Source organism: Cryobacterium sp. W22_MBD10_FK3, from assembly GCF_052113745.1.
GTDB lineage: Bacteria > Actinomycetota > Actinomycetes > Actinomycetales > Microbacteriaceae > Cryobacterium.
Window position 1 is genome coordinate 1 of sequence record NZ_JBGQOH010000008.1, and the last position, 20,748, is coordinate 20,748.

16 protein-coding genes and 1 tRNA gene are annotated in these 20,748 nt (G+C 69.4%); 13 read left to right on the forward strand and 4 right to left on the reverse strand.

Annotated elements, in window-relative coordinates:
• Positions 1-232: 232 nt before the first annotated feature.
• The gene (locus ACEN2M_RS09840) at positions 233-1,189 is read left to right on the forward strand and encodes a type IV toxin-antitoxin system AbiEi family antitoxin domain-containing protein (protein WP_441647944.1); all 957 of its coding nucleotides are present in this window, start codon (positions 233-235) and stop codon (positions 1,187-1,189) included.
• A 137-nt stretch (positions 1,190-1,326) separates the two neighbouring features.
• Here the strand turns inward: ACEN2M_RS09840 and gndA are convergent, their stop codons facing one another.
• Positions 1,327-2,781 (reverse strand): NADP-dependent phosphogluconate dehydrogenase, encoded by a 1,455-nt coding sequence (gene gndA, locus ACEN2M_RS09845; RefSeq protein ID WP_441647945.1) that lies wholly within the window; start codon positions 2,779-2,781, stop codon positions 1,327-1,329.
• Positions 2,782-2,853: 72 nt separating this feature from the next.
• Positions 2,854-3,564: a FadR/GntR family transcriptional regulator gene (locus ACEN2M_RS09850; protein ID WP_441647946.1), complete on the reverse strand. Its 711-nt coding sequence runs from the start codon at positions 3,562-3,564 to the stop codon at positions 2,854-2,856.
• A gap of 259 nt (positions 3,565-3,823) precedes the next feature.
• On the opposite strand from ACEN2M_RS09850, the gene ACEN2M_RS09855 reads away from it, so the two are divergent.
• From ACEN2M_RS09855 to mfd, 3 genes are read left to right on the forward strand one after another with little or no spacing between them, the layout of a single operon-like run.
• Positions 3,824-4,441, forward strand: coding sequence for a 50S ribosomal protein L25/general stress protein Ctc (locus ACEN2M_RS09855; RefSeq protein ID WP_441647947.1), 618 nt, complete (start codon positions 3,824-3,826; stop codon positions 4,439-4,441).
• A 52-nt stretch (positions 4,442-4,493) separates the two neighbouring features.
• Positions 4,494-5,081 (forward strand): aminoacyl-tRNA hydrolase, encoded by a 588-nt coding sequence (gene pth, locus ACEN2M_RS09860; RefSeq protein WP_441648082.1) that lies wholly within the window; start codon positions 4,494-4,496, stop codon positions 5,079-5,081.
• A gap of 30 nt (positions 5,082-5,111) precedes the next feature.
• Entirely contained in the window at positions 5,112-8,747 is a 3,636-nt protein-coding gene (mfd, locus tag ACEN2M_RS09865; protein WP_441647948.1) for a transcription-repair coupling factor, read from the forward strand.
• Here the strand turns inward: mfd and ACEN2M_RS09870 are convergent.
• Positions 8,674-9,882 carry a Na+/H+ antiporter NhaA gene (locus ACEN2M_RS09870; RefSeq protein WP_441647949.1) on the reverse strand — a complete coding sequence of 403 codons (1,209 nt, stop codon included), beginning with the start codon at positions 9,880-9,882 and terminating at the stop codon, positions 8,674-8,676. The two genes, mfd and ACEN2M_RS09870, sit on opposite strands and share 74 nt — an antisense overlap.
• A gap of 121 nt (positions 9,883-10,003) precedes the next feature.
• Between ACEN2M_RS09870 and ACEN2M_RS09875 the strand changes: the two genes are divergently transcribed.
• The 9 genes from ACEN2M_RS09875 to ACEN2M_RS09915 all read left to right on the forward strand — a co-directional run bounded on the left by ACEN2M_RS09875 (position 10,004) and on the right by ACEN2M_RS09915 (position 18,349).
• Positions 10,004-10,741, forward strand: coding sequence for a MazG family protein (locus ACEN2M_RS09875; protein WP_441647950.1), 738 nt, complete (start codon positions 10,004-10,006; stop codon positions 10,739-10,741).
• A gap of 32 nt (positions 10,742-10,773) precedes the next feature.
• Complete coding sequence (locus tag ACEN2M_RS09880; RefSeq protein WP_441647951.1) at positions 10,774-11,307, forward strand: ferritin; 534 nt, start codon at positions 10,774-10,776, stop codon at positions 11,305-11,307.
• Between the two features lie 140 nt (positions 11,308-11,447).
• Positions 11,448-12,701, forward strand: coding sequence for a histidine--tRNA ligase (gene hisS, locus ACEN2M_RS09885; RefSeq protein WP_441647952.1), 1,254 nt, complete (start codon positions 11,448-11,450; stop codon positions 12,699-12,701).
• A gap of 158 nt (positions 12,702-12,859) precedes the next feature.
• Positions 12,860-14,140: a phosphopyruvate hydratase gene (eno, locus tag ACEN2M_RS09890; RefSeq protein ID WP_441647953.1), complete on the forward strand. Its 1,281-nt coding sequence runs from the start codon at positions 12,860-12,862 to the stop codon at positions 14,138-14,140.
• Between the two features lie 224 nt (positions 14,141-14,364).
• Complete coding sequence (locus ACEN2M_RS09895) at positions 14,365-14,907, forward strand: FtsB family cell division protein (RefSeq protein ID WP_441647954.1); 543 nt, start codon at positions 14,365-14,367, stop codon at positions 14,905-14,907.
• Positions 14,904-15,440: a DUF501 domain-containing protein gene (locus ACEN2M_RS09900; protein WP_441647955.1), complete on the forward strand. Its 537-nt coding sequence runs from the start codon at positions 14,904-14,906 to the stop codon at positions 15,438-15,440. Before ACEN2M_RS09895 ends, ACEN2M_RS09900 begins: the two co-directional genes overlap by 4 nt.
• Complete coding sequence (locus ACEN2M_RS09905; protein ID WP_441647956.1) at positions 15,395-16,714, forward strand: S8 family peptidase; 1,320 nt, start codon at positions 15,395-15,397, stop codon at positions 16,712-16,714. The genes ACEN2M_RS09900 and ACEN2M_RS09905 overlap by 46 nt, the downstream gene beginning before the upstream one ends.
• 39 nt (positions 16,715-16,753) lie before the next feature.
• Positions 16,754-18,208, forward strand: coding sequence for an NAD(P)/FAD-dependent oxidoreductase (locus ACEN2M_RS09910; RefSeq protein WP_441647957.1), 1,455 nt, complete (start codon positions 16,754-16,756; stop codon positions 18,206-18,208).
• A 64-nt stretch (positions 18,209-18,272) separates the two neighbouring features.
• Positions 18,273-18,349: transfer RNA gene (locus tag ACEN2M_RS09915), tRNA-Leu, on the forward strand.
• A 5-nt stretch (positions 18,350-18,354) separates the two neighbouring features.
• On the opposite strand, the gene ACEN2M_RS09920 is transcribed toward ACEN2M_RS09915, so the two are convergent.
• The gene (locus ACEN2M_RS09920; protein ID WP_441647958.1) at positions 18,355-20,487 is read right to left on the reverse strand and encodes a hypothetical protein; all 2,133 of its coding nucleotides are present in this window, start codon (positions 20,485-20,487) and stop codon (positions 18,355-18,357) included.
• Positions 20,488-20,748: the final 261 nt, after the last annotated feature.

Here is a 20,748-nt window from a genome sequence, read left to right on the forward strand (position 1 = left end):
CGCCGCCCCTGACCCGCCGCCCGCGCCCGCCCGCGCTCGCCCCGCCCGCGCCCGCCCGCGCTCGCAAGTGGCCCCGGTGCGGACAAATGGTGCCGGCACACCGGGTGCATTCGTCCGCAGCGGTAACAGTCAGGCGGCGATCGCAGCTCCTCCACAGCCGCGGTGCCGGGTGTGTGTGCACAGGTGGGCCCGAGCGGGGCTCTCGGCTGAGAGCGGATGCGAGTCTGGCCGCATGACCGATGACCGGCTGGACCCACGTACGGGCCTATTCCTCGTGAAGGGCATCGGAGTGAGCGACACCGACGCCCGGATGTTCCGCCGATCGGTCGATCACGGCCAGGGGACACGGTTGCGCCGCGGAGTCTTCACGACGGCCGACCGCTGGGCCGGTCTGACGGCCCGGGACCGCTACCTCGACCACATCCGTGCAGTCATCGCGACCCGCCGGCACGATCCCGTGGTCAGCCACCAGTCCGCCGCAGCGCTCTGGGGCATCCCGCTGGGCGGCGCCTGGCCTGGAGACGTGCACGTGCTCGCCGTTCCGGCAACACGGGTACGCAGCAAGAACGGCGTGTTCGTGCATCGCACCGCGTTCGACTGGGACGACGTTGTGGAACTGGACGGAGTGCTGGTGACCAGTCCGGCCCGCACCCTGCTCGACCTGGCGAGAACGACGACCTTCGGGGATGCCGTCGTGGCCATCGACCATGCCATCAATCCGCGACGGGCAACGCCGGAGGTGCTCGTGTACGCGGACGAGCTGTCTGAGCTGCTGGCCCGTTGTGGGTCGCTGCGGGGGAGTACGAAGGCGCAGCGGGCCATCGACTTTGCACGACCTGACGCCGACAACCCGGGGGAGTCCTTGAGCCGGGTCGCGATTTTCGAGCTGGGGTTTCCCGATCCCGAGCTGCAGTGCCGGCACCCGAATCCGCGCGGCGGGTGGTACTTCACCGACTTCGAATGGCGGAGATTCCGACTCATCGGCGAGTTCGACGGCCGGGGAAAGTACCTCAAGGAGGAGTTCTTGCGTGGGCGCACGCCGGGCGATGCCGTGTACGACGAGAAGGTCCGCGAAGACCACCTGCGCGCCGAGGGATTCCGGGTGGTGCGGTGGGGCCCAGCCGAACTCGCCGACCGCGGTGCGCTGAGCCGACGCCTGATCGAGGCCGGGCTGCCCGCCATCCGCTGACCCGCCGCTGACCAGCCGCTGACCAGCCGCTGACCAGACAACTGTTGCCCGTGCGGACAACTGGACCCGGTGTGCCGGGTGCAAATGTCCGCACGGGCAACAGTTGCCGGGCGGGTGGTGCGGGAGGCGCGGAGCCCCTAGTGCGAGGAGCCCTCGGTGGCGATCTCGGTGCGGTCGCCGGACCACAGGGTGTGGAAGGTTCCCTCCTTGTCGGTGCGCTTGTAGGTGTGCGCGCCGAAGAAGTCGCGCTGGCCCTGCACGAGGGCGGCGGGCAGACGCTTGGCGCGCAGTCCGTCGTAGTACGCCAGCGACGACGAGAACGCCGGGGTGGGGATGCCGGCGAGAGCGGCGCCGGAGACCACGCGGCGCCAGCTGTCCTGGGCGGTGGCGACGGCATCCGTGAAGTACGGCGCGGTGACCAGGGCCACCAGACCCGGGTTCTCGGCGTACGCCTCGGTGATGCGGTTCAGGAACTGAGCGCGGATGATGCAGCCGCCGCGCCAGATCTTGGCGATGTCACCCTTGTTGATGTTCCAGTTGTACTGCTCGGCGCCGGCGACGATGGCGTCGAAGCCCTGCGAGTAGGCGATGATCTTCGAGGCGTACAGGGCCAGGCGCACGTCTTCGACGAAGGCGGCCTTGTCGCTGACGCTCCAGGCGGTGCTCGGGCCGGGCAGGCCCACGGATGCCTGGCGCTGCGCGGGCTTGGACGACAGGCTGCGCGCGAACACGGCCTCGGCGATGCCGGAGACCGGGATGCCCAGGTCGAGGGCGGTCTGCACGGTCCAGACGCCGGTGCCCTTGGAACCGGCCTCGTCGAGGATCACGTCGACGAGCGGGGCGCCGGTGTCGGCGTCGATCTGCTTGAGCACCTCGGCGGTGATCTCGATCAGGTAGCTCTCCAGCTCGCCGGCGTTCCACTGCGAGAAGATCTCGGCGATTTCGGCGGGCGAGTAGCCGGCGGCCGCGCGGAGCAGGTCGTAGGCCTCGGCGATGAGCTGCATGTCGGCGTACTCGATGCCGTTGTGGATCATCTTGACGAAGTGGCCGGCGCCGTCGGTGCCGACGTGGGTGACGCAGGGCACGCCGTCGACGACGGCGGCGATGGATTCGAGGATCGGGCCAAGCGTGACGTACGCCTCGGCGGAACCGCCGGGCATGATGCTCGGGCCCTTGAGGGCGCCTTCTTCGCCACCGGAGATGCCGGCGCCGACGAAGTTGATGCCGGTCTCGCGCACGGCCTTCTCGCGGCGCAGCGTGTCGGTGAACAGGGCATTGCCGCCGTCGACGATGATGTCGCCGGGCTCGAACAGCTCGGTGAGCTGGCTGATCACGGCGTCGGTGCCCTTGCCGGCCTGCACCATGATGATGGCGGTGCGGGGGGTCTTCAGGGAGGCGACGAAGTCCTCGATGGTTTCGGAGGCCACGAAGCCGGCCTCGGGGTGCTCATCCGTGAGCAGCCGGGTGCGTTCGGGCGAACGGTTGTAGACGGCCACGGTGTTGCCTTCGCGGCTGGCGAGGTTGCGGGCCAGATTGGAGCCCATCACCGCCAGGCCGACAACGCCGATGTTTGCTGAACCGGTTTCTGACACGTGTTCTCCTTCAAATCTGTGAGCTGTGATCATTTTCAAGATTAGCGGCTTGCCTAGTCAATGTAATCATATTTATAGCTCGGACTGGGGATCGCCGGCCCAGGTCGGCTGCACTTCGGCATAGGTGCGGCGCATGATCAGCTCCATCGCCTGCCTGGCCGTCTGCGGGTCGGCGCCGGCGATCGCGTCGGCGACGTCGGCGTGCAGCTGCAGGGTGTTCTGGTGCGGATGGTTCGGCATCAGGCCCAGGTCGGTGCGGCCGGACAGCACCGCGGCGACGGGTTCGTCGAGCTTGGCGAACATTTCATTGCCCGAGCCGTGCAGCACGAGTCGGTGAAACCGGATGTCGAGCTCCAGAAACTGGGTCAGGTCACCGGACCGGCCCGCGATGCGCATCAGGTCGGCCACGTCCAGCAGCTCGGCCGCGGTCGTCGGCGTCGCGTGGCGGGCCGCCAGCTCCGCGGCCATCGGTTCCACCGCGGCACGCAATTCGGTGAGCGAGCGCAGCTGTTCCCCGTTGCCGGGCCCGAGCAGGCGCCAGCGGATGAGGGTGGGGTCGTAGACATTCCACCGCTCGGGCGGCAGCACCCTGATGCCGACCCGCTTGACGGACTCGACCAGGCCCATCGACCCCAGCACCCGGATGGCCTCCCGGATCACCGAACGGCTCACCCCCTGCCGGCGTTCGATCTCGTCGGAGAGCAGCACGGCGCCCGCGGGCACGGTGCCGTCCACGATGGACCGTCCGACGTCTTCGGTCACGCGGGTGTGCAGGCTGGGCATGACCGTCACACTATCGGCTCGCTCATCGCGGTCGTGCGCCGGGCGGCAGCATCCGCTAGAGTAAACAGTTGAACTTCGGCGAGGGATTCGCGCCGGCCGGGAAACCGGCTCAAGCGAAATCCGTAATCGACGCGGCGAAAAGTCCTCCCCGGCCTTTCCTCACGCTGACATGCGTTCGAGTTGAATCAGTATCCGATACGCGTGGCCCCTGCGGCCCGCGACACCACATCCGGGCGCACGTCGCCCGCAAGGAGACACCATGGCCGAGGCCAAGAACAGCAACAACAAGATCAACGCTGACGCCCGGGTCAGCTTCGGCAAGGGCGCAGCCCGCAAGCTGCGCGTGCTGGGCAAGATCCCCGCCGTCATCTACGGTCACGGCACCGACCCCGTGCACGTCGCGCTGCCCGCCCACGAGATCGGCCTGCTGCTGCGTCGTGCGAACGCCGTGCTCGAGCTCAACGTCGAGGGCACCACGCACCTGACCCTGGTCAAGGACGTGCAGAAGGACCCGGTTCGCCAGATCATCGAGCACCTCGACCTCATCGTCATCCGCAAGGGTGAAAAGGTTCAGGTCGAGGTCGCCGTGCACGTCACCGGCGAGCCCGCCCCCGGCACCACCGCCGACCTCGACGCCAAGACCCTGCTGCTCGAGGTCGAAGCCACGAACATCCCGCAGAGCGTCAGCGTCGATGTCGAGGGCCTCGAAGACGGCAGCCTCATCCACGCCAGCGAGATCACGCTGCCCGCCGGCGCCTCGCTCATCTCCGACCCCGAGATGGTCGTTGTCGGCGTGCACCTGCCCGCCGAGGAAGAAGAGGAAGAGGAGACCGTCGAGGGCGAAGAAGCTCCCGCCGAGGAAGCTGCCGCCGAGTAGCATCACCCTTTTCGCATAACCCCGCCGGCAGACTGACACGTAAAGGAATCCCCTGGACGAGAATCTCTGGCTCGTAGTCGGGCTCGGTAACCCCGGGCCCGGCTACGCCGGCAACCGCCACAACGTCGGCCACATGGTCACCGCCGTGCTCGCCGACCGGATGCGGTCGAACTTCAAGAACCACAAGGCGAACGCCTCCGTCGCCGAGGGACGCAGCTTCCCCGGCGGCCCCAAGCTGATTCTGGCCAAGCCGAACAGCTTCATGAACCTCTCCGGCGGACCCGTCGCGGCCCTGCTGCGGTTCTACTCGCTCGACGTTTCCCGCCTCATCGTCGTCCACGACGAACTCGACCTGCCGTTCGACACCCTGAAAATCAAGGTGGGCGGCGGTCACGGCGGCCACAACGGGGTGCGCGACATCATCGCCGCCACCGGCAGCAACGAGTTCATCCGCATCCGCATGGGCATCGGCCGCCCGCCCGGCCGGCAGAACGCCGCCGACTTCGTGCTGCACGACTTCTCCAGCACCGAGCGCAGCACCCTGCCGATCATGCTCGAAGACGCGGCGGATGCGATCGAGCTGATCGCCGCTGACGGTGTCACCGCCGCGCAACAGAAGTTCCACGCCCCACCCGCCTAGGGGTCGCGGAAGAACCCGTAGACTTGTGCGGTGATTCTTCAGGGCTTGATTCCGGCGCTTTCTCGCGCCTCCACGTTCGACAACGCCCTCGCCTTCGCGGCCCGTGACGCCGACTTCTCGCTGACCGAGGGCCTGCGGGCGCCCCTGCTGGCCGCTCTCCTGGAGCAGCGGGATCGCCTCGACAAGGGCCGCGCCCTGCTCGTCATCACCGCCACGGGCCGGGAGTCCGAGGCGTTGCGGGAGAACCTCGGCTGCTTCTCCGACGACGCCGAGATCGTCGAGTTCCCGGCCTGGGAGACCCTGCCGCACGAGAGGCTCAGCCCCAGCGCCGAGATCGTGGGCCGCCGGTTGTACGCCCTCCGCCGGATGCGCGACTGGGAGGCCATGGACCCGGCCACCCGCCGTCCGCTCATCGTCGTGGCCTCGGTACGCGCCGCCCTGCAGCCCGTGGCCGACAACCTCACCGACTACGATCCCCTCGAGCTCAGCATGGGCGCCCGCGGCCACGACCTGGCAGCCATCGCTGTGGACCTCGTGAACGTGGCGTACGCCCGGGTGGACATGGTCACCCGGCGCGGCGAGTTCGCGGTGCGCGGCGGCATCCTCGATGTCTTCCCGCCGATGGCCGCGCACCCGTACCGGATCGAGTTCTTCGGCGACGAGGTGGAGCAGATCCGCGCCTTCGCCGTGTCAGACCAGCGCTCGATGCCCGAACCCGTGGCTTCGGTGACCCTGCCGCCCAGCCGGGAGCTGCTGCTCAGCCCCGCCGTGCGCCAGCGTGCCCGGGAGATGCAGCACGAGTTCCCCAGCCTCGCCGGGCTCCTGGCGAAGGTGGCGGAGGGCATCCCGGTCGAGGGCATGGAAAGCCTTGCCCCGGCCCTCGTGGACAGGCTCGTGCCCGTCACCCACTACCTGCCCCGCCAGGCCGCCGTCGCCGTGATCTCGCCGGAGCGGGTCGCGTCGCGGGCGATCAGCCTGGCCGAGACCAACCGGGAGTTCCTCTCCGCGGCGTGGAACGCCGCCACCGCCGGCGCAGAGGCGCCCATCGACCTCGCCAGCGGCGACTTCCTCACCCTGGGCACCCTGCGGGACGCCGTGCGCTACTCGGCGCCCGGCGCCCCGGCCACCGAACGGGTCTGGTGGACGCTGAGCTCCTTCCAGGCCGCGCCCACCGACATCGAGGTGCTGCCCGAGCACCGGGAGATCGACGAGCTGCTCACCGTGCGCATCGAGGGCGACGCCGTGCCGAGCTTCGCCGGCAGCGTCGAGGGGGCCGTCGGGCACCTCGGCAGCCGGATGAAGGACGGCTGGACCGTCGCCGTCGTCGCCCAGGGCGCCGGCCTCGTCGAACGCGCCGCCGATGTGCTGGCCGGCGCCGAGTTGCCCGCCCGCATCGTCGAGGAGTTCCCGGCGAACCCGGAGCCCGGCATCGCGTACCTGCTCAAGGCCTCGATCGCGCACGGCTTCGAGATCGCCGAGACCAAGCTCACCCTGGTGAGCGAGAGCGAGTTCTACGGTCGCACCGTCGGCTACGACGCCAGGCAGATCAAGAAGCTCGCCAGCCGGCGGAAGAACGTCGTCGACCCGCTGCAGCTGAAGACCGGCGACCACGTCGTACACCAGACCCACGGCATCGGCCGGTTCCTCGAGCTCACCCAGCGCGAGGTGTCCAGCGGCGGCCGCAACCCGGTCAAGACCACCCGGGAATACCTGGTGCTCGAGTACGCCGCGTCCAAGCGCGGGCACGGCGGCGACAAGCTCTACGTGCCCACCGACCAGCTCGACCTGGTCTCCCGCTACGTCGGCGGTGAGGCCCCGGCGTTGTCCAAGATGGGCGGCAGCGACTGGTCGGCCGCCAAGACCAAGGCCCGGCGCGCGGTGCGCGACATCGCCGTCGAACTGGTCAAGCTGTACTCCGCCCGGATGGCCAGCAAGGGCCACGCGTTCGGGCCGGACACCCCCTGGCAGCGGGAGCTGGAGGAGGCGTTCCCGTTTGCGGAGACGCCCGACCAGCTCACCACCATCGAGGAGGTCAAGGCCGACATGGAGCGGCCCATCCCGATGGACCGGCTGCTCTCCGGCGACGTGGGCTTCGGCAAGACCGAGGTCGCCGTGCGCGCCGCATTCAAGGCCATCCAGGACGGCAAGCAGGTGGCCATGCTCGTGCCCACCACCCTGCTCGTGCGTCAGCACATGGAAACCTTCCAGGAACGCTTCGCCGGTTTCCCGATCCACCTGCGCGCGCTCAGCCGGTTCCAGACCGACAAGGAATCCCGCGAGACCGTCGCCGGCATGCTCGACGGCACCGTCGACATGGTGATCGGCACGCACCGGTTGCTCTCGGAGAGCACCATCTTCAAGGACCTCGGCCTGGTCATCATCGACGAGGAGCAGCGTTTCGGCGTGGAGCACAAGGATTCGCTGAAGAAGCTCAAGACCAACGTGGACATCCTCGCGATGAGCGCCACGCCCATCCCGCGCACCCTGGAGATGGCCGTCACCGGTATCCGCGAGATGTCGACCCTGGCCACCCCGCCGGAGGACCGGCACCCGATCCTCACCTTCGTGGGCCCGTACTCGGACCGCCAGGTGGCCGCCGCCATCCGCCGGGAGCTGCTGCGCGAGGGGCAGATCTTCTTCGTGCACAACCGGGTCTCCAGCATCAACCGGGTTGCCGCGCAGCTGGCCGAACTGGTGCCGGAAGCGCGCGTGGCCGTGGCGCACGGCCAGCTGCCCGAGGCGCAACTCGAGCAGGTGGTGGTGGACTTCTGGGAGAACAAGTTCGACATCCTGGTCTCGACGACCATCATCGAGACGGGCCTGGACATCGCGAACGCGAACACCATCATCATCGACAGGGCCGACAAGTACGGGCTCAGCCAGCTGCACCAGCTGCGCGGCCGCGTCGGCCGGGGCCGGGAGCGGGCGTACGCCTACTTCCTCTACGACGAGAACAAGCCGCTCAGCGAGATCGCGCACGACAGGCTCGCCACCATCGCGGCCAACAACGAGCTCGGCGCCGGCATGCAGGTGGCCCTGAAAGACCTGGAGATCCGCGGCGCCGGCAACCTGCTCGGCGGCGAGCAAGCCGGGCACATCGCCGGGGTGGGCTTCGACCTGTACCTGCGGATGATCGGTGAGGCCGTGTCCACCTTCCGCGGCGACGTGGCCGAGGGCCAGACCGAGCTGCGGCTCGAGCTGCCCGTCGACGCGCACATCCCCGAGGAATACGTGGACAGCGAACGGCTGCGGCTGGAGGCCTATCAGAAGCTCTCGGGCGCCAGCTCCCTCGCGGCCGCCGCCGACCAGATCGGTCTTGTGCTCGAGGAACTCACCGACCGGTACGGCGAACCGCCCGAGGCCGTCACCAACCTCATCGCCGTCTCCAGGCTGCGCCGGCACGCCCAGCAGGCCGGCCTCGGCGAAGTCGTGGCGATGGGCTCCAACCTGCGGGTGGCCCCGGTCGACCTGGCCGACTCCATGCAGGTGCGGGTGCAGCGGATGTACCCCGGCGCGAAGTACTCGGCCGCGGCCGGCTCGATGATCGTGCCGCTGCCCCGCCAGAACGGCGAGCCGTTGGCCGACGCGGCGCTTATCGCGTGGACGGGCGCTCTGCTGGATGCAGTGTTCCCGCGGCCCGTCGATACTGCCGTGCCCGCACACTGACCACGACGGCCGAGAGGACGATGGCCACCCCCGAGCCGAGCAGCACGGCGAGGGTGGCCTCGTCGACCACCTCGCGGTTGCCGGCGAAGGCGAGCGCGCCCATCAGCAGCGATACCGTGAAGCCGATGCCGCCCAGGCACGCGACCATCACGATGTCGGCCAGCTTGAGCCCGGCCTTGGACCCGCGGGGTCGCCGGGAGATCAGGCTGCCCAGTGCCCCGGCCAGGGTGATGCCGATCAGTTTGCCCACCGGGAGCGCCACCAGGATGCCCCAGAACGCCGGGCTGAGCTCGGCCAGGCTCACCTGGGGGATGGCGACCAGGGCCGCGGAGAACGCGAACAGCGGCAGGATCACGGCGTTGGAATACGGCTCGAGCACGTGATGGGTGCGCCCGCCGGGTACCCGGGCCATCACCAGGCCGAGGATGACCCCGGCGATGGTGGCGTGCACCCCGGAGAGGTAGGTGAAGTACCAGGTCGCGATGCCCAGCAGCGTGAGGATGACGATGACCGGCCAGACCGCACGCCGGCCGAGCACCCAGGGCGAGCGAGGCTTGAGCAGCCGGCTGGTGAGGCCGAAGAGTGTTGCGGTGATCGCCGCGAAGCCGATGTACTGCAGCTGCGGGTCGGAGGTGAAGAAGAACGCGATGATCAGGATCGCCACGAGATCGTCGAGCACCGCCAGGGCGAGCAGGAACACCCGCACCCGGGTGGGGATGCCTCGGCCGAACACCGCCAGCACCCCCAGCGCGAAAGCGATGTCGGTGGCCGTCGGCACCGGCCAGCCCGCCGCGAGCCCGGAGCCCCGGGTGAGCAGCAGGTAGACGCCGGCCGGCACCACCACCCCGCCCAGGGCGGCCAGGGCCGGCAGCGCGGCCTTCCCGAAGCTGTTCAGGTCGCCGATCACCAGTTCCCGCTTGAGCTCGATGGCGATGAGGAAGAAGAACACCGCCAGCAGGCCGTCGCTGATCCAGTGTTTTGCCGAGAGGTCCAGCCCGAACAGGCCGGTCTGCAGGTGCACGTTGGCGGCTTCGATCAGCGCGGGCCCCACGGAGAGGTTCGCGACGATGAGGCCGAGCACCCCCGCGATCAGCAGGAACACGGCGGCGTAACGCTCGGAACGGATGAAGGTCATGTGTGGTCCTGTCCACCCGCCGAAAACGGGTCTGTCGTGAGTCGGAGCGAAACACTTCGCCCGCCGACCAGACTTCCCGGCACACCTGCATCCAGTTTAGCCGGGCCGCCTACGATGGAGTGTGACCGAATCAGCCCAGCCCGTGCCCTCTTCCTTCGACGACCTCGTGACGACCGTGGCCAGGCTGCGCGCGCCAGGCGGCTGCCCGTGGGACGCCGAGCAGACCCACGAGACGCTTGTGCGGTACCTCACCGAGGAGACCCACGAGCTGATCGAGGCCATCGAGAGCGGCAGCCGCGACGACCTGCTCGAAGAGCTCGGCGACGTGCTCTACCAGGTGGTCTTCCACGCGTCGATCGCCGCCGAGACGCCGGGGGAGGGCTTTGACATCCAGGATGTCGCCGCCCGGATGACGCAGAAGATGGTCGGGCGGCATCCGCACGTCTTCGGCGACGCCGGCACGCAGAGCCTCGACGAGGTCGTGGCCGGCTGGGACGATGTGAAGGCCGCCGAGAAGCCGCACCGCACCAGCGTGCTCGACGGCATTCCGCAGGGCATGCCCGCGCTGGCGCTGGCCGACAAGGTGCTCGGCCGCGCCCAGAAGATCGGCCTGCTCGAGACCGACGCGCCCGCCCTGCTGCCCATCGACAGCGAGGCCGAGCTCGGCCCGATCCTGCTGGCCATCGTGTCGGCGGCCAAGGCCCAGGGGCTCGACTCCGAGCGCGCGCTCCGCACGGCCCTTCGCGACCTGCAGGACGAGATCCGGGCCGCGGAGTCGGAGTCCGCCGACGGCTCCGTGGCGGTGGCCGGGGACGATGACCCCACGGATGCCGGCATCATCGCGTTCCCCTCCGCATAGCGCCGGGCGGCGCAGGCCGCTAACGTCGGCTCATGACCGAAACATCTTTCAACGCCCTCCTGACCCAGCAAATCGGCAACGAGTTCGGGGCGTCTCAGCAGTACATCGCCATCGCAACCTGGTTCGACGGCCAGGACCTGCCCCAGCTGGCCGCGCACTTCTATCGCCAATCGGTCGAGGAACGCAACCACGCGATGATGCTCGTGCAGTACCGCCTCGACCGCGGCCTGGAGGTCGTGATCCCCGGCATCCCCGCCGTGATCAACGGCTTCGCCAACATCGTCGAGCCGATCGCCCTGGCCCTGGCGCAGGAGCAGCAGGTCACCGGCCAGATCGAGGCGCTCTTCAGGGCGGCCCGCGCCGATGGCGACGCCCTCGGCGAGCAGGCCATGCTCTGGTTCCTCAAGGAGCAGGTCGAGGAGGTCGCCTCCATGTCGACCCTGCTGACCATCGCCAAGCGTGCCAAGGACAACCTCTTCGACATTGAGAACTTCATCGCCCGTGAGCAGGTCGGCGACGCCGGCGGCGACACCGACGCTCCCGGAGCCGCCGGCGGCGCCCTCTAGCCCCACGCCGCACCAATTGTTGCCCATGCGGACAAGTGCACCCGGCACACCGGGACCACTTGTCCGCAGCGGGACCAGATGCGGCCGGGCCGCGGCCCGGGCGGACGGGGAGCGGCGGGCGACCTGACAGAATTGGGCACATGGCAACAGCAGTAACCCCTCCTCGCGGCATGCGCGACTTCCTCCCGGCCGATAAGGCCACCCGCGAGAGGGCGCTCGGGATCATCCGGGGCAGCTTCGCCGCGCACGGCTTCGACGAGATCGAGACCCCGGTCATGGAGGACACCGCCAGGCTGCACTCCGGTCTCGGCGGCGACAACGAGAAACTCGGCTTCGCCGTGCTCAAGCGCGGCATCGGCCCGGCCGACCTCGTGGCCGCCGCCGACGCCGACGACCTGCTCTCGCTGACCGACCTCGGCCTGCGCTTCGACCTCACCGTGCCGCTGGCACGCTTCTACGCCAGCCACCGCGCCGAGCTTCCCACGGTGTTCCGCTCCATCCAGATCGCCCCGGTCTGGCGGGCCGAACGCCCGCAGAAGGGCCGCTACCGCCAGTTCGTGCAGTGCGACATCGACATCATCGGCGAGGCCGGCCAGCTGGCCGAGATCGAACTGATCGCCGCCACCGTCGCCGCGCTGAACAACCTCGGGCTCACCGGTTGCTCCATCCGCATCAACGACCGCCGTATCCTCACCGCCATGCTCGCCACCTGGGGCGTGCCGGCCGAGCTGAGCGAACGCGCCCTGATCACGCTCGACAAGCTCGACAAGATCGGCGTCGACGGCGTCGTCACCGAACTCGCCGGCCTCGGCATCGACACCGCCGGCCTGGCCGACACCCTCACCGGCTTCAGCGACGCCGGCTGGCCCGACCTCGCGGATGCGCCCGCCTGGCTCGACGCCGCGGCCTACGCCGACCTGCTCAGCCTGCGTGCCGCGCTGCCCGGGGTGGCCCTCGAATTCGATCCCACCCTGGTGCGCGGCATGGGCTACTACACCGGCACCATCTTCGAGATCAAGCACCCCGACCTCGGCTACTCGCTCGGCGGCGGAGGCCGGTACGACGGCATGATCGGCCGGTTCCTCGGCACCGAGGTGCCGGCCTGCGGGTTCTCGATCGGCTTCGAACGCATCGTGGACCTGCTGGCCGGCTCCGACGACGACACCGCCGCTGCCGTGGTGCTCGTGCACGAGAAAGATGCCGACCCCGCCGCACTGGTGGCGCTCAAGGCCACGCTGGTGGCCCAAGGCCTGCGGGTGCGGTTGGAAAAGCGCACCAAGAACCTCAAGGCGCTGCTGGAACGGGCCGGTTCGTTGGGGTACGGCAGGTTCGCAGTGGTGACCAACGACTCTGTCGACCCGGCCGAACTCGTGTTCAAGAACCTCGGCGACTGAACTGAGCATGATCTGCCGGTGAACGGGACTTCAGTCCTGAGCGCGCCAGGGCGCCGATCACTAGACTGTTCCCTGGACTGGAACACAGCGGCGTCTTCCTAGACATCCACTCGGACTTAAATCCCCAAACGATAGACAGACAGACACAGGAGATAGTTGTGGCTCTTATTGACGCAGTTGTTGCACGCGAAATCCTCGACTCTCGGGGCAACCCGACCGTCGAGGTCGAGGTTCTGCTCGAGGACGGCACGCTGAGCCGTGCCGCCGTACCGTCAGGCGCCTCGACCGGCGCCTTCGAGGCCTACGAGCTGCACGACGGTGACAAGAAGCGTTACCTCGGCAAGGGCGTGCTCAAGGCCGTCGGCTCCGTCACCGACGAGCTCGGCCCGGCCGTCGAAGACCTCGACGCCGCTGACCAGCGCATCATCGACATGGTCCTCAACGAGACCGACGGCACCGTCAACAAGGAGCGCGTCGGCGCCAACGCCATCCTCGGCGTGAGCCTGGCCGTGGCCAAGGCCGCCGCCAGCTCGGCCGACCTGCCCCTCTTCCGCTACCTCGGCGGCCCGAACGCGCACACCCTGCCCGTTCCCATGATGAACATCATCAACGGTGGCTCGCACGCGGACAACGACGTCGACATCCAGGAATTCATGGTTGTCCCGCTCGGCGCCCCCACCTTCAGCGAGGGCCTGCGCTGGGGCGTTGAGGTCTACCACGCCCTCAAGGGCCTGCTGAAGAGCAAGGGCCTCGCGACCGGCCTCGGCGACGAGGGTGGCTTCGCCCCCAACCTGCCCAGCAACCGTGCGGCGCTCGACCTCATCGTCGAAGCCATCACGCTCGCCGGCTACACCCCCGGCACCGACATCGGCCTGGCGCTCGACTGCGCCGCCACCGAGTTCTTCAAGGACGGCGTCTACCACTTCGAGGGCAAGGAACTGACCTCGACCGAGATCGTCGCGTACTACGCCGAGCTCCTCGAGGCGTACCCGCTCGTCTCCATCGAAGACCCGCTCGAGGAAGAGGACTGGGAAGGCTACGTCCACCTCACCGCTCAGCTCGGCGACAAGGTGCAGATCGTCGGAGACGACCTGTTCGTCACCAACCCGATCCGCCTTGCCAAGGGCCTCGAGATCGGCGCAGCCAACTCGATCCTGATCAAGGTCAACCAGATCGGCACCCTGACCGAGACGATGGATGCCGTCGCCCTCGCCCAGCGCGCCGGCTACACCACCGTCATCTCGCACCGCTCCGGTGAGACCGAAGACACCTTCATCGCCGACCTCGCCGTCGCCACGGATGCCGGCCAGATCAAGACCGGTGCCCCGGCCCGCAGTGAGCGCGTTGCCAAGTACAACCAGCTCCTGCGCATCGAAGAAGAACTCGGCGAGGCCGCGGTCTACGCCGGCCGTTCCGCGTTCCCGCGCTTCAAGGCGTAATCAGCTCTGAGCCGTGAGGGCTCCCCACCGCCGGACGCTCTCCGGGGTGGGGAGCCCTTTTGCCTTGCCTGCGGGTTTGCTCAGGATTGTGTGTGTCGGCCCGTGGCGACCGGTGTAGCGCGAAAGATCTGGCACTCTAGAACAGGGGCATTTTGCGAGCCCCGGCACAGAGCCACACAACCGAGCACCGGACGGGAGTCACCGTGACCTCAACAGGTTCTGGCATGACCCCGCCCCGCCTCCCCGGACCGCGTGGCCCCGCGGCCCGCCCCGGCGAACCCAGCAGCAAGAAGGCTCCCACGGTCGAGAAGCGCACCGTCAAAGTGGCCATCGACGAGACCGCGGTGCGCAGCTGGTTGCGCGGCCTGCGGCTGAGCGGATTCTCCTTCGTGATGATGGGCATCCTCGTGCTCGCCGTGGTCGTGCTCGCGCCCAGCGTGCGCACCTACGCCGAACAGCGTCAGCAGATCGACGACCTGAGCAACACCGTGGCCGCGCAGCAGGACTCGGTCGACGACCTCAAGGCCGAGCGGGAGCGCTGGAACGACCGCACCTACGTCACCACCCAGGCGCGGGAGCGGTTCTCCTACGTGCTGCCGGGCGACATCAGCTTTCTCGTGCTCAACGACACCGGAGCCAGCGTCGACGGCGCTGCCGACACCGCCCCGATCAGCGCCGCCATTCAGGACACCGAGGTCGACTGGGTCGACTCGGTGTTTCGATCGGTGATGACAGCCGGACTGGCCCCACAGGAGGCAGCACAATGACCCGACCCCCCTTCGACCCCGCCTCGGCGGCCGACATCGCGACGGTCTCGGCGCAGCTGGGCCGCCCCGCCCGCAACGTGATCGGCATCGCCGCCCGCTGCGTGTGCGGCGCACCGACCGTGGTCGCCACGGCACCGCGGCTGGAGGACGGCACCCCGTTCCCCACCCTGTACTACCTGTCGCACCCCGCAGCCACGGCCGCGTTGTCCTTCCTCGAGGCCACCCAGGTGATGAACGAGTACAACCAGATGCTGGCCGACGACGAGAGCCTGCGCGCGCACTACCGGTCAGCGCACGAGAGCTTCCTGGCCGACCGCGAGATGATCGGTGTCGTGCCCGAGCTCGCCGGTGTGTCTTCCGGCGGCATGCCGGTGCGGGTGAAGTGCCTGCACGCCCTGGCCGCGCATGCGCTGGCGGCCGGTCCCGGCGTCAACCCGATCGGCGATCTGGCACTGCTCCGCGCAGCCTGGTCGCCCCAGGTGTGCGAGTGCCTGGACTACGCCCCGCCGGTGGTTCCGCCGGCCGACGCGTGAACGGCGCGCCGCGCCGCATCCTCACCGGCGTCGCGATCACCCTCGCGGCGGCCCTGTCGGTCGTCGGCGTGGTCGGAGACGCCCCCGTGGCCCGTGCCGACCAGGTGCGCGACCTCGAATACTGGTTGAACGACTACGGCTTCAGCCAGGCCTGGACCACCACGAAGGGCGCCGGCGTGACCGTGGCCGTCATCGACACCGGGGTTGACGGCAGCATCGCCGAGCTCAACGGTGTCGTCGTCGGCGGCACCGATGTGTCCGGCGTCGGCTCGCCCAACGGCCAGACCCCGGTCGGCGCCGAGAACGAGCACGGCACCCTGGTGGCCTCCCTCCTCGCCGGCCGCGGCACGCCGGCCGGCGGCGGCCTGATCGGGGTGGCCCCCGAGGCGTCCATCCTCAGCGTTTCCGTGGCCTTCGGCACCAGCGACGCCGCACTCAGCAACGACGACCAGATCGCCGAGGGCATCCGTTGGGCCGTCGACAACGACGCCGACGTGATCAACATGTCGCTCACCCGCAACACCCTGGACTGGCCGACGAGCTGGGATGACGCGTTCATGTACGCGTTCGAGAACGATGTCGTCGTGGTCGCGGCGGCCGGCAACCGGGGGAGCGGCACCACCGAGGTGGGCGCCCCAGCCACCATTCCCGGGGTGCTCACCGTCGCCGGCGTCGACCAGTCCAAGGAGGCCAGTTTCGACGCCTCCTCGCAGGGCATCACCATCGCCGTGGCCGCTCCCAGCGAAAAGCTCGTCGGTGTTGCCCCTGGCGGCGGCTACATGGAGTGGTACGGCACGAGCGCGGCCGCGCCCATCGTTTCCGGGCTGGTCGCCCTGGTGCGGGCGGCCTACCCCAAGCTGGATGCCGCGGAGGTGATCAACCGGGTGATCGAAACCGCGAACCCCAACGGGCACACCGTACCGAGCCCGATCTACGGCAACGGGCTGATCGATGCCGCTGCCGCGGTCTCCGCGTCGGTGCCCAAGGCCACCTCGGCGACGCCGGTCGAGCTGCTGCAGGAGTGGATCACGCTGCACCGCCGCGCCGATGCCGCCCCGCTGACGCCCACCACCCCGAACACGTCGGCCCCCGTCGTGCCGGACGCCGACCCGGCCCTGCCGGAGCAGAACACGGCCGCGGCCTGGTTGCCGAGCCCGCTCACGCTGACCTATGTCAGCGTGCCGCTCGCCCTGCTGGTTGGGTTTGGTATCCTAGTAACGCTGTTCGGCATTGGGGCCACGCGGCATTTCAAGCGAATTCGTTCCAAGCTCTAAAATTTCGCGTATCCAATCCCTGTAGGAGGCCTTCTAATCGTGCCCAAAATTCTCATCGTCGGTGGCGGCTACGCGGGGTTCTATACCGCCTGGAAGCTTGAGAAGTGGCTGCGCCCCGGCGAGGCCGAGGTCACCATGGTCGACCCGCTGCCGTACATGACGTACCAGCCGTTCCTCCCCGAGGTCGCCGCCGGATCGATCGATCCGCGCCACTCGGTTGTGGCGCACCGCCGCCACCTCAAGAAGACCAACGTGCTCACCGCCAAGGTCACCAACGTGAACCACGCCCTGAAGCAGGCCACCATCACGCCGCCGGTCGGCGAGCCGTGGGTGTTCGACTACGACATCGTCGTGGTCACCGCCGGCGCCGTGTCGCGCACCTTCCCGATCCCCGGGGTCGCGGACCAGGCCATCGGCCTGAAGACCATCGAGGAAGCCGTCGCCATTCGCGACAAGGTCCTCACCAACTTCGACAAGGCAGCCCAGCTGCCCGCCGGCCCCGAGCGCGACCGTCTGCTGACCTTCGTGGTCATCGGCGGCGGCTTCGCCGGCATCGAGGTCTTCGCCGAGCTGCGCTCCTTCGCCAGCTCGCTGCTGACCAAGTACCCGCAGATCGCCTTCGAAGACACCCACTTCCACCTCATCGAGGCCATGGGCCGCATCATGCCCGAGGTGAGCGAGTCGACGGCGCTCTGGGTCATCAAGAACCTCGCCGAGCGTGGCGCAGAGGTGCACCTGAACACCCAGCTCACCTCCGCCGTCGACGGCAAGATCGAGCTGTCCACCGGTGAGTCCTTCGAGACCGACCTGATCGTCTGGACCGCCGGCGTGATGGCGAACCCCGGCATCGTGCGCAACACCGACCTCCCGGTCGAAGAGCGTGGCCGCCTGCGCGTGCGCCCCGACCTGCGCGTCGGCACCGAAGACGAGATCGTCGTCGACGCCTGGGCCGCCGGTGACATCACCGCCGTTCCCGACCTCTCCGGCGGCGGCGTCGGCGGCTTCTGCGTGCCGAACGCCCAGCACGCCGTTCGCCAGGGCAAGCTCATGGCCAAGAACATCGTCGCGGTCCTCCGTAGCGAGGGCCCCGCGGACTACAACCACAAGAACCTCGGAGCCGTCGCCGGCCTCGGCGTCGGCGTCGGTGCCTTCCAGTCCGGCAAGTTCGCGCTCACGGGCTTCCCGGCCTGGGTCGCCCACCGCGGCTACCACGGTCTGGCGATGCCGAGCTGGGAGCGCAAGATCCGCGTCGTCGGCGGCTGGGTCCTGAACGTCTTCCTCGGCCGCGACATCGTCTCGCTCGAGGCCGTGCAGACGCCACGCGCCGTGTTCGAGGAATTCGCTTCCCGTCCCAAGCCCCCGGCCGCAGCACCCGCTGCCGCGCCGGCTGCGGCGGTCAAGGCGCCGCGCGCGCCGCGCAAGGCTCCGGTCAAGAAGCCCGTCGTCGAGGTGGCCGCAGCCGAATCCGGCACGGAGACCGTCTCAGCACCGTAGAGTCACCGGTGGATGCCAGACGCGAGTGCGGCATCCACTCGTGCTGCCCGGCTCGTCCGGGCGTGCCCCCGTAGCCCAACCGGCAGAGGCAGGCGACTTAAAATCGTCACAGTCTGGGTTCGAATCCCAGCGGGGGCACCAGAGATTCAGCGCTGCGCCGGCAGAACGAAGCGCTGCCAGGCCCAAGCGGCCACACTCACGCAGGCGAAAGCCGCGGAGACCACCCAGAGCAGCACCGTTGTGCCGTTGCCCTGCCAGCCGGGCAGCATGGGGGACAGCAGCACGAACAGGGCCAGGAACGCCGGAACCGCGAGCGCGGCCCAGACCGGCGGCGACCAGGCCAGGATGCTGCGTCCGCTCGTGCTCCCGATCGGGATGAGCACCAGAACAGCAGAGCCGATGGACGCCAGCACGACTGTGTTGGCGAACTCCGCGGCGAGGGCGCTGAGGAAACTGTCGGCCACCGGCAGGGTGCCGACGACGAGCAGGGCGGCCAGGCCCAGACCGAGCAGGCTGCCGGCGCGGATGGCGGCCAGGTGGCCGCGCTGGGCCCCGACCGGGCCCGTCTGCACCACGACGCTGCCCAGCAGCCCGAACAGCAGGGCCGGGTGCAGGTCGAGGAACCTGGACGCCAGAGCCGTTGCCGCGATGACCGCGAGATAGCGCGGCAGGATGGTCGTGGACACCTCGAGATGCAACGCCCGTGATCCCCACCATTGCGGCAACAGGGTGGCGACGGCATTCACCAGGACAAGGGCCAGAATCACGGCCAGGAGCAGCCTGAGATAGGAGGGCGTGCCGGACACCGGACCAGACAATAGCACGAACACCGCGGCGGCGACGATGGCCCCGGCGTAGGCCACCCAGCGGTTGACCCGCACTGTCGGCGCCACGTCGAATTCCTCCCTGGCGCGATTCCGGCCGGCGACCTGGTGGGCGCGGAAAACCGGGCGGCCGTCGCGGGCCCGCGTCACCGTGCCCGCCAGAAGCCGGGCCGGAACCACGAGCAAGGCGAGAACGCCCAGGGCGAGCGCGGCGGCCTGCAGCCAGGGGAACTGGGCCACCGTCCACGGCGGGATCACCGCGGTGCTGAACTGGGTGGGGTCGTTCCAGCTGCCCGGCACCGTGAGGGCGGGCGGCTCGGCGGCGGCCTGGTCGCGGTCGACGCCGGGCGCGGTGGGGCGCACCGTGGGAGTGGGGGTCGGGCCGGGCGTTGCCGTCGGAGTCGGAACGACCGGCGGAGCGGCGCTGGGGGTGGGGGTCGGTGTCGCGCTCGGGGTTGCGGCGGGCACCCCGAAGGTCACCCGGATGGCCGGGCTGCCCGCGCTCACGTTGCCGGCGGCATCCTGCTGCACCGCGCGCACATCGTATGACCCGGTCGCGACTCCGGACCCCGTGCACGACCAGGTACCGCCGGAGACCACGGCGCTGCAGACCGAGTAGGCGCCGGCGAACACCGTGACGGTGGCACCGTTCTCGCCCTGCCCGGAGTAGGGGCCGGCCGAATTGGGGATGGTGGCACCCGCGGCGGGGCTCAGCACGACGGGAGCCGCCGGGGGATCGACGTCGAAGGTGACGGTCACCGGGTCGCTCACCGGCGACGAGTCGGGCGCGCTGAACGAGGTCTGCTGCGAGGCCGTGATCTGCTCGGATCCGCTCACCAGGGCGCCCTGCATCAGGCAGGCCCAGGCCCCGGAGGCGTCGACGGTGAATGAGCAGCGCTGGCCGCTGCCCAGGGTGGCGGTGACGGTGGCGCCCGGGTATCCGGTGCCGCGTACGAGGCCGTTCGAGGAGGGCCCGGTGGCGCCGCCCGTCACGGTGGGGGCCTGCAGCACCCGCACGGTGTGCGACGCGGCGAGGGTGGAATCACCGGCCACCACGGCCCGCAGGGTGACGGCCGGCCCGCTGGGCAGCATCACCTCGTCGGCGCATTGCCAGGTGGTGGTGCCGTTTGCCTTGATGATGCAGAGTGGGTCGCCGCCGGAGGGCGAGAGCACGTGAATCTCCTGGTCGGCGGCGCGGGTGCCGCTGATCGTCGTGCTGCCGCCGACGAAGGCATTCGCGCCGGGGCTGGCGATGGTGAGCATGACCGGGGTCGCGGACGGTGTTGGGGAGGGGGTGGACGTCTCGGTTTCGGTGGGCAACGCCGGCCGTGTGGGGGTCTCGGACGGTTCCGGTGTGGGCTCGGGCTGCACGTTCTCCGCCGTGAGCAGGGGAGCGGTGCCGCTGGCCGACGCCGGTGCGGCTGCCCCGCCGAGCTGCCCGGCCAGAAGCGCCATGCTGAGGACCGTGATCAGCAACGCAGCCGCCGAGCCGCGGCGGGCTGAGGCGCGCCAAACCCTGCGCCGGGTTCGACGTGTCGACCCGTGCGCGTTGAGACGGCGTGACGTGAGCATGGACCCCCTCAGACCATTCCAGGGGCCATGGAGCCCAATGTCAATGTGGCGCGCCCGGCCGCACCGATCGGGACAGCTTTGTTATCTTCGCCGCCTCTGGCCACCGGGCTGGCCGGTGCGGCATACTGTGCACTGGGTCAAGCG

Coding starts and splice junctions, on each gene's coding strand:
- hisS (WP_441647952.1), top strand. CDS start 11,448: ATGGCAACAGCAGTAACCCCTCCTCGCGGCATGCGCGACTTCCTCCCG.
- ACEN2M_RS09920 (WP_441647958.1), bottom strand. CDS start 20,487: ATGGCGCTTCTGGCCGGGCAGCTCGGCGGGGCAGCCGCACCGGCGTCG.
- ACEN2M_RS09900 (WP_441647955.1), top strand. CDS start 14,904: ATGACCCGACCCCCCTTCGACCCCGCCTCGGCGGCCGACATCGCGACG.
- ACEN2M_RS09895 (WP_441647954.1), top strand. CDS start 14,365: ATGACCCCGCCCCGCCTCCCCGGACCGCGTGGCCCCGCGGCCCGCCCC.
- ACEN2M_RS09855 (WP_441647947.1), top strand. CDS start 3,824: ATGGCCGAGGCCAAGAACAGCAACAACAAGATCAACGCTGACGCCCGG.
- ACEN2M_RS09850 (WP_441647946.1), bottom strand. CDS start 3,564: ATGCCCAGCCTGCACACCCGCGTGACCGAAGACGTCGGACGGTCCATC.
- ACEN2M_RS09870 (WP_441647949.1), bottom strand. CDS start 9,882: ATGACCTTCATCCGTTCCGAGCGTTACGCCGCCGTGTTCCTGCTGATC.
- ACEN2M_RS09880 (WP_441647951.1), top strand. CDS start 10,774: ATGACCGAAACATCTTTCAACGCCCTCCTGACCCAGCAAATCGGCAAC.
- ACEN2M_RS09840 (WP_441647944.1), top strand. CDS start 233: ATGACCGATGACCGGCTGGACCCACGTACGGGCCTATTCCTCGTGAAG.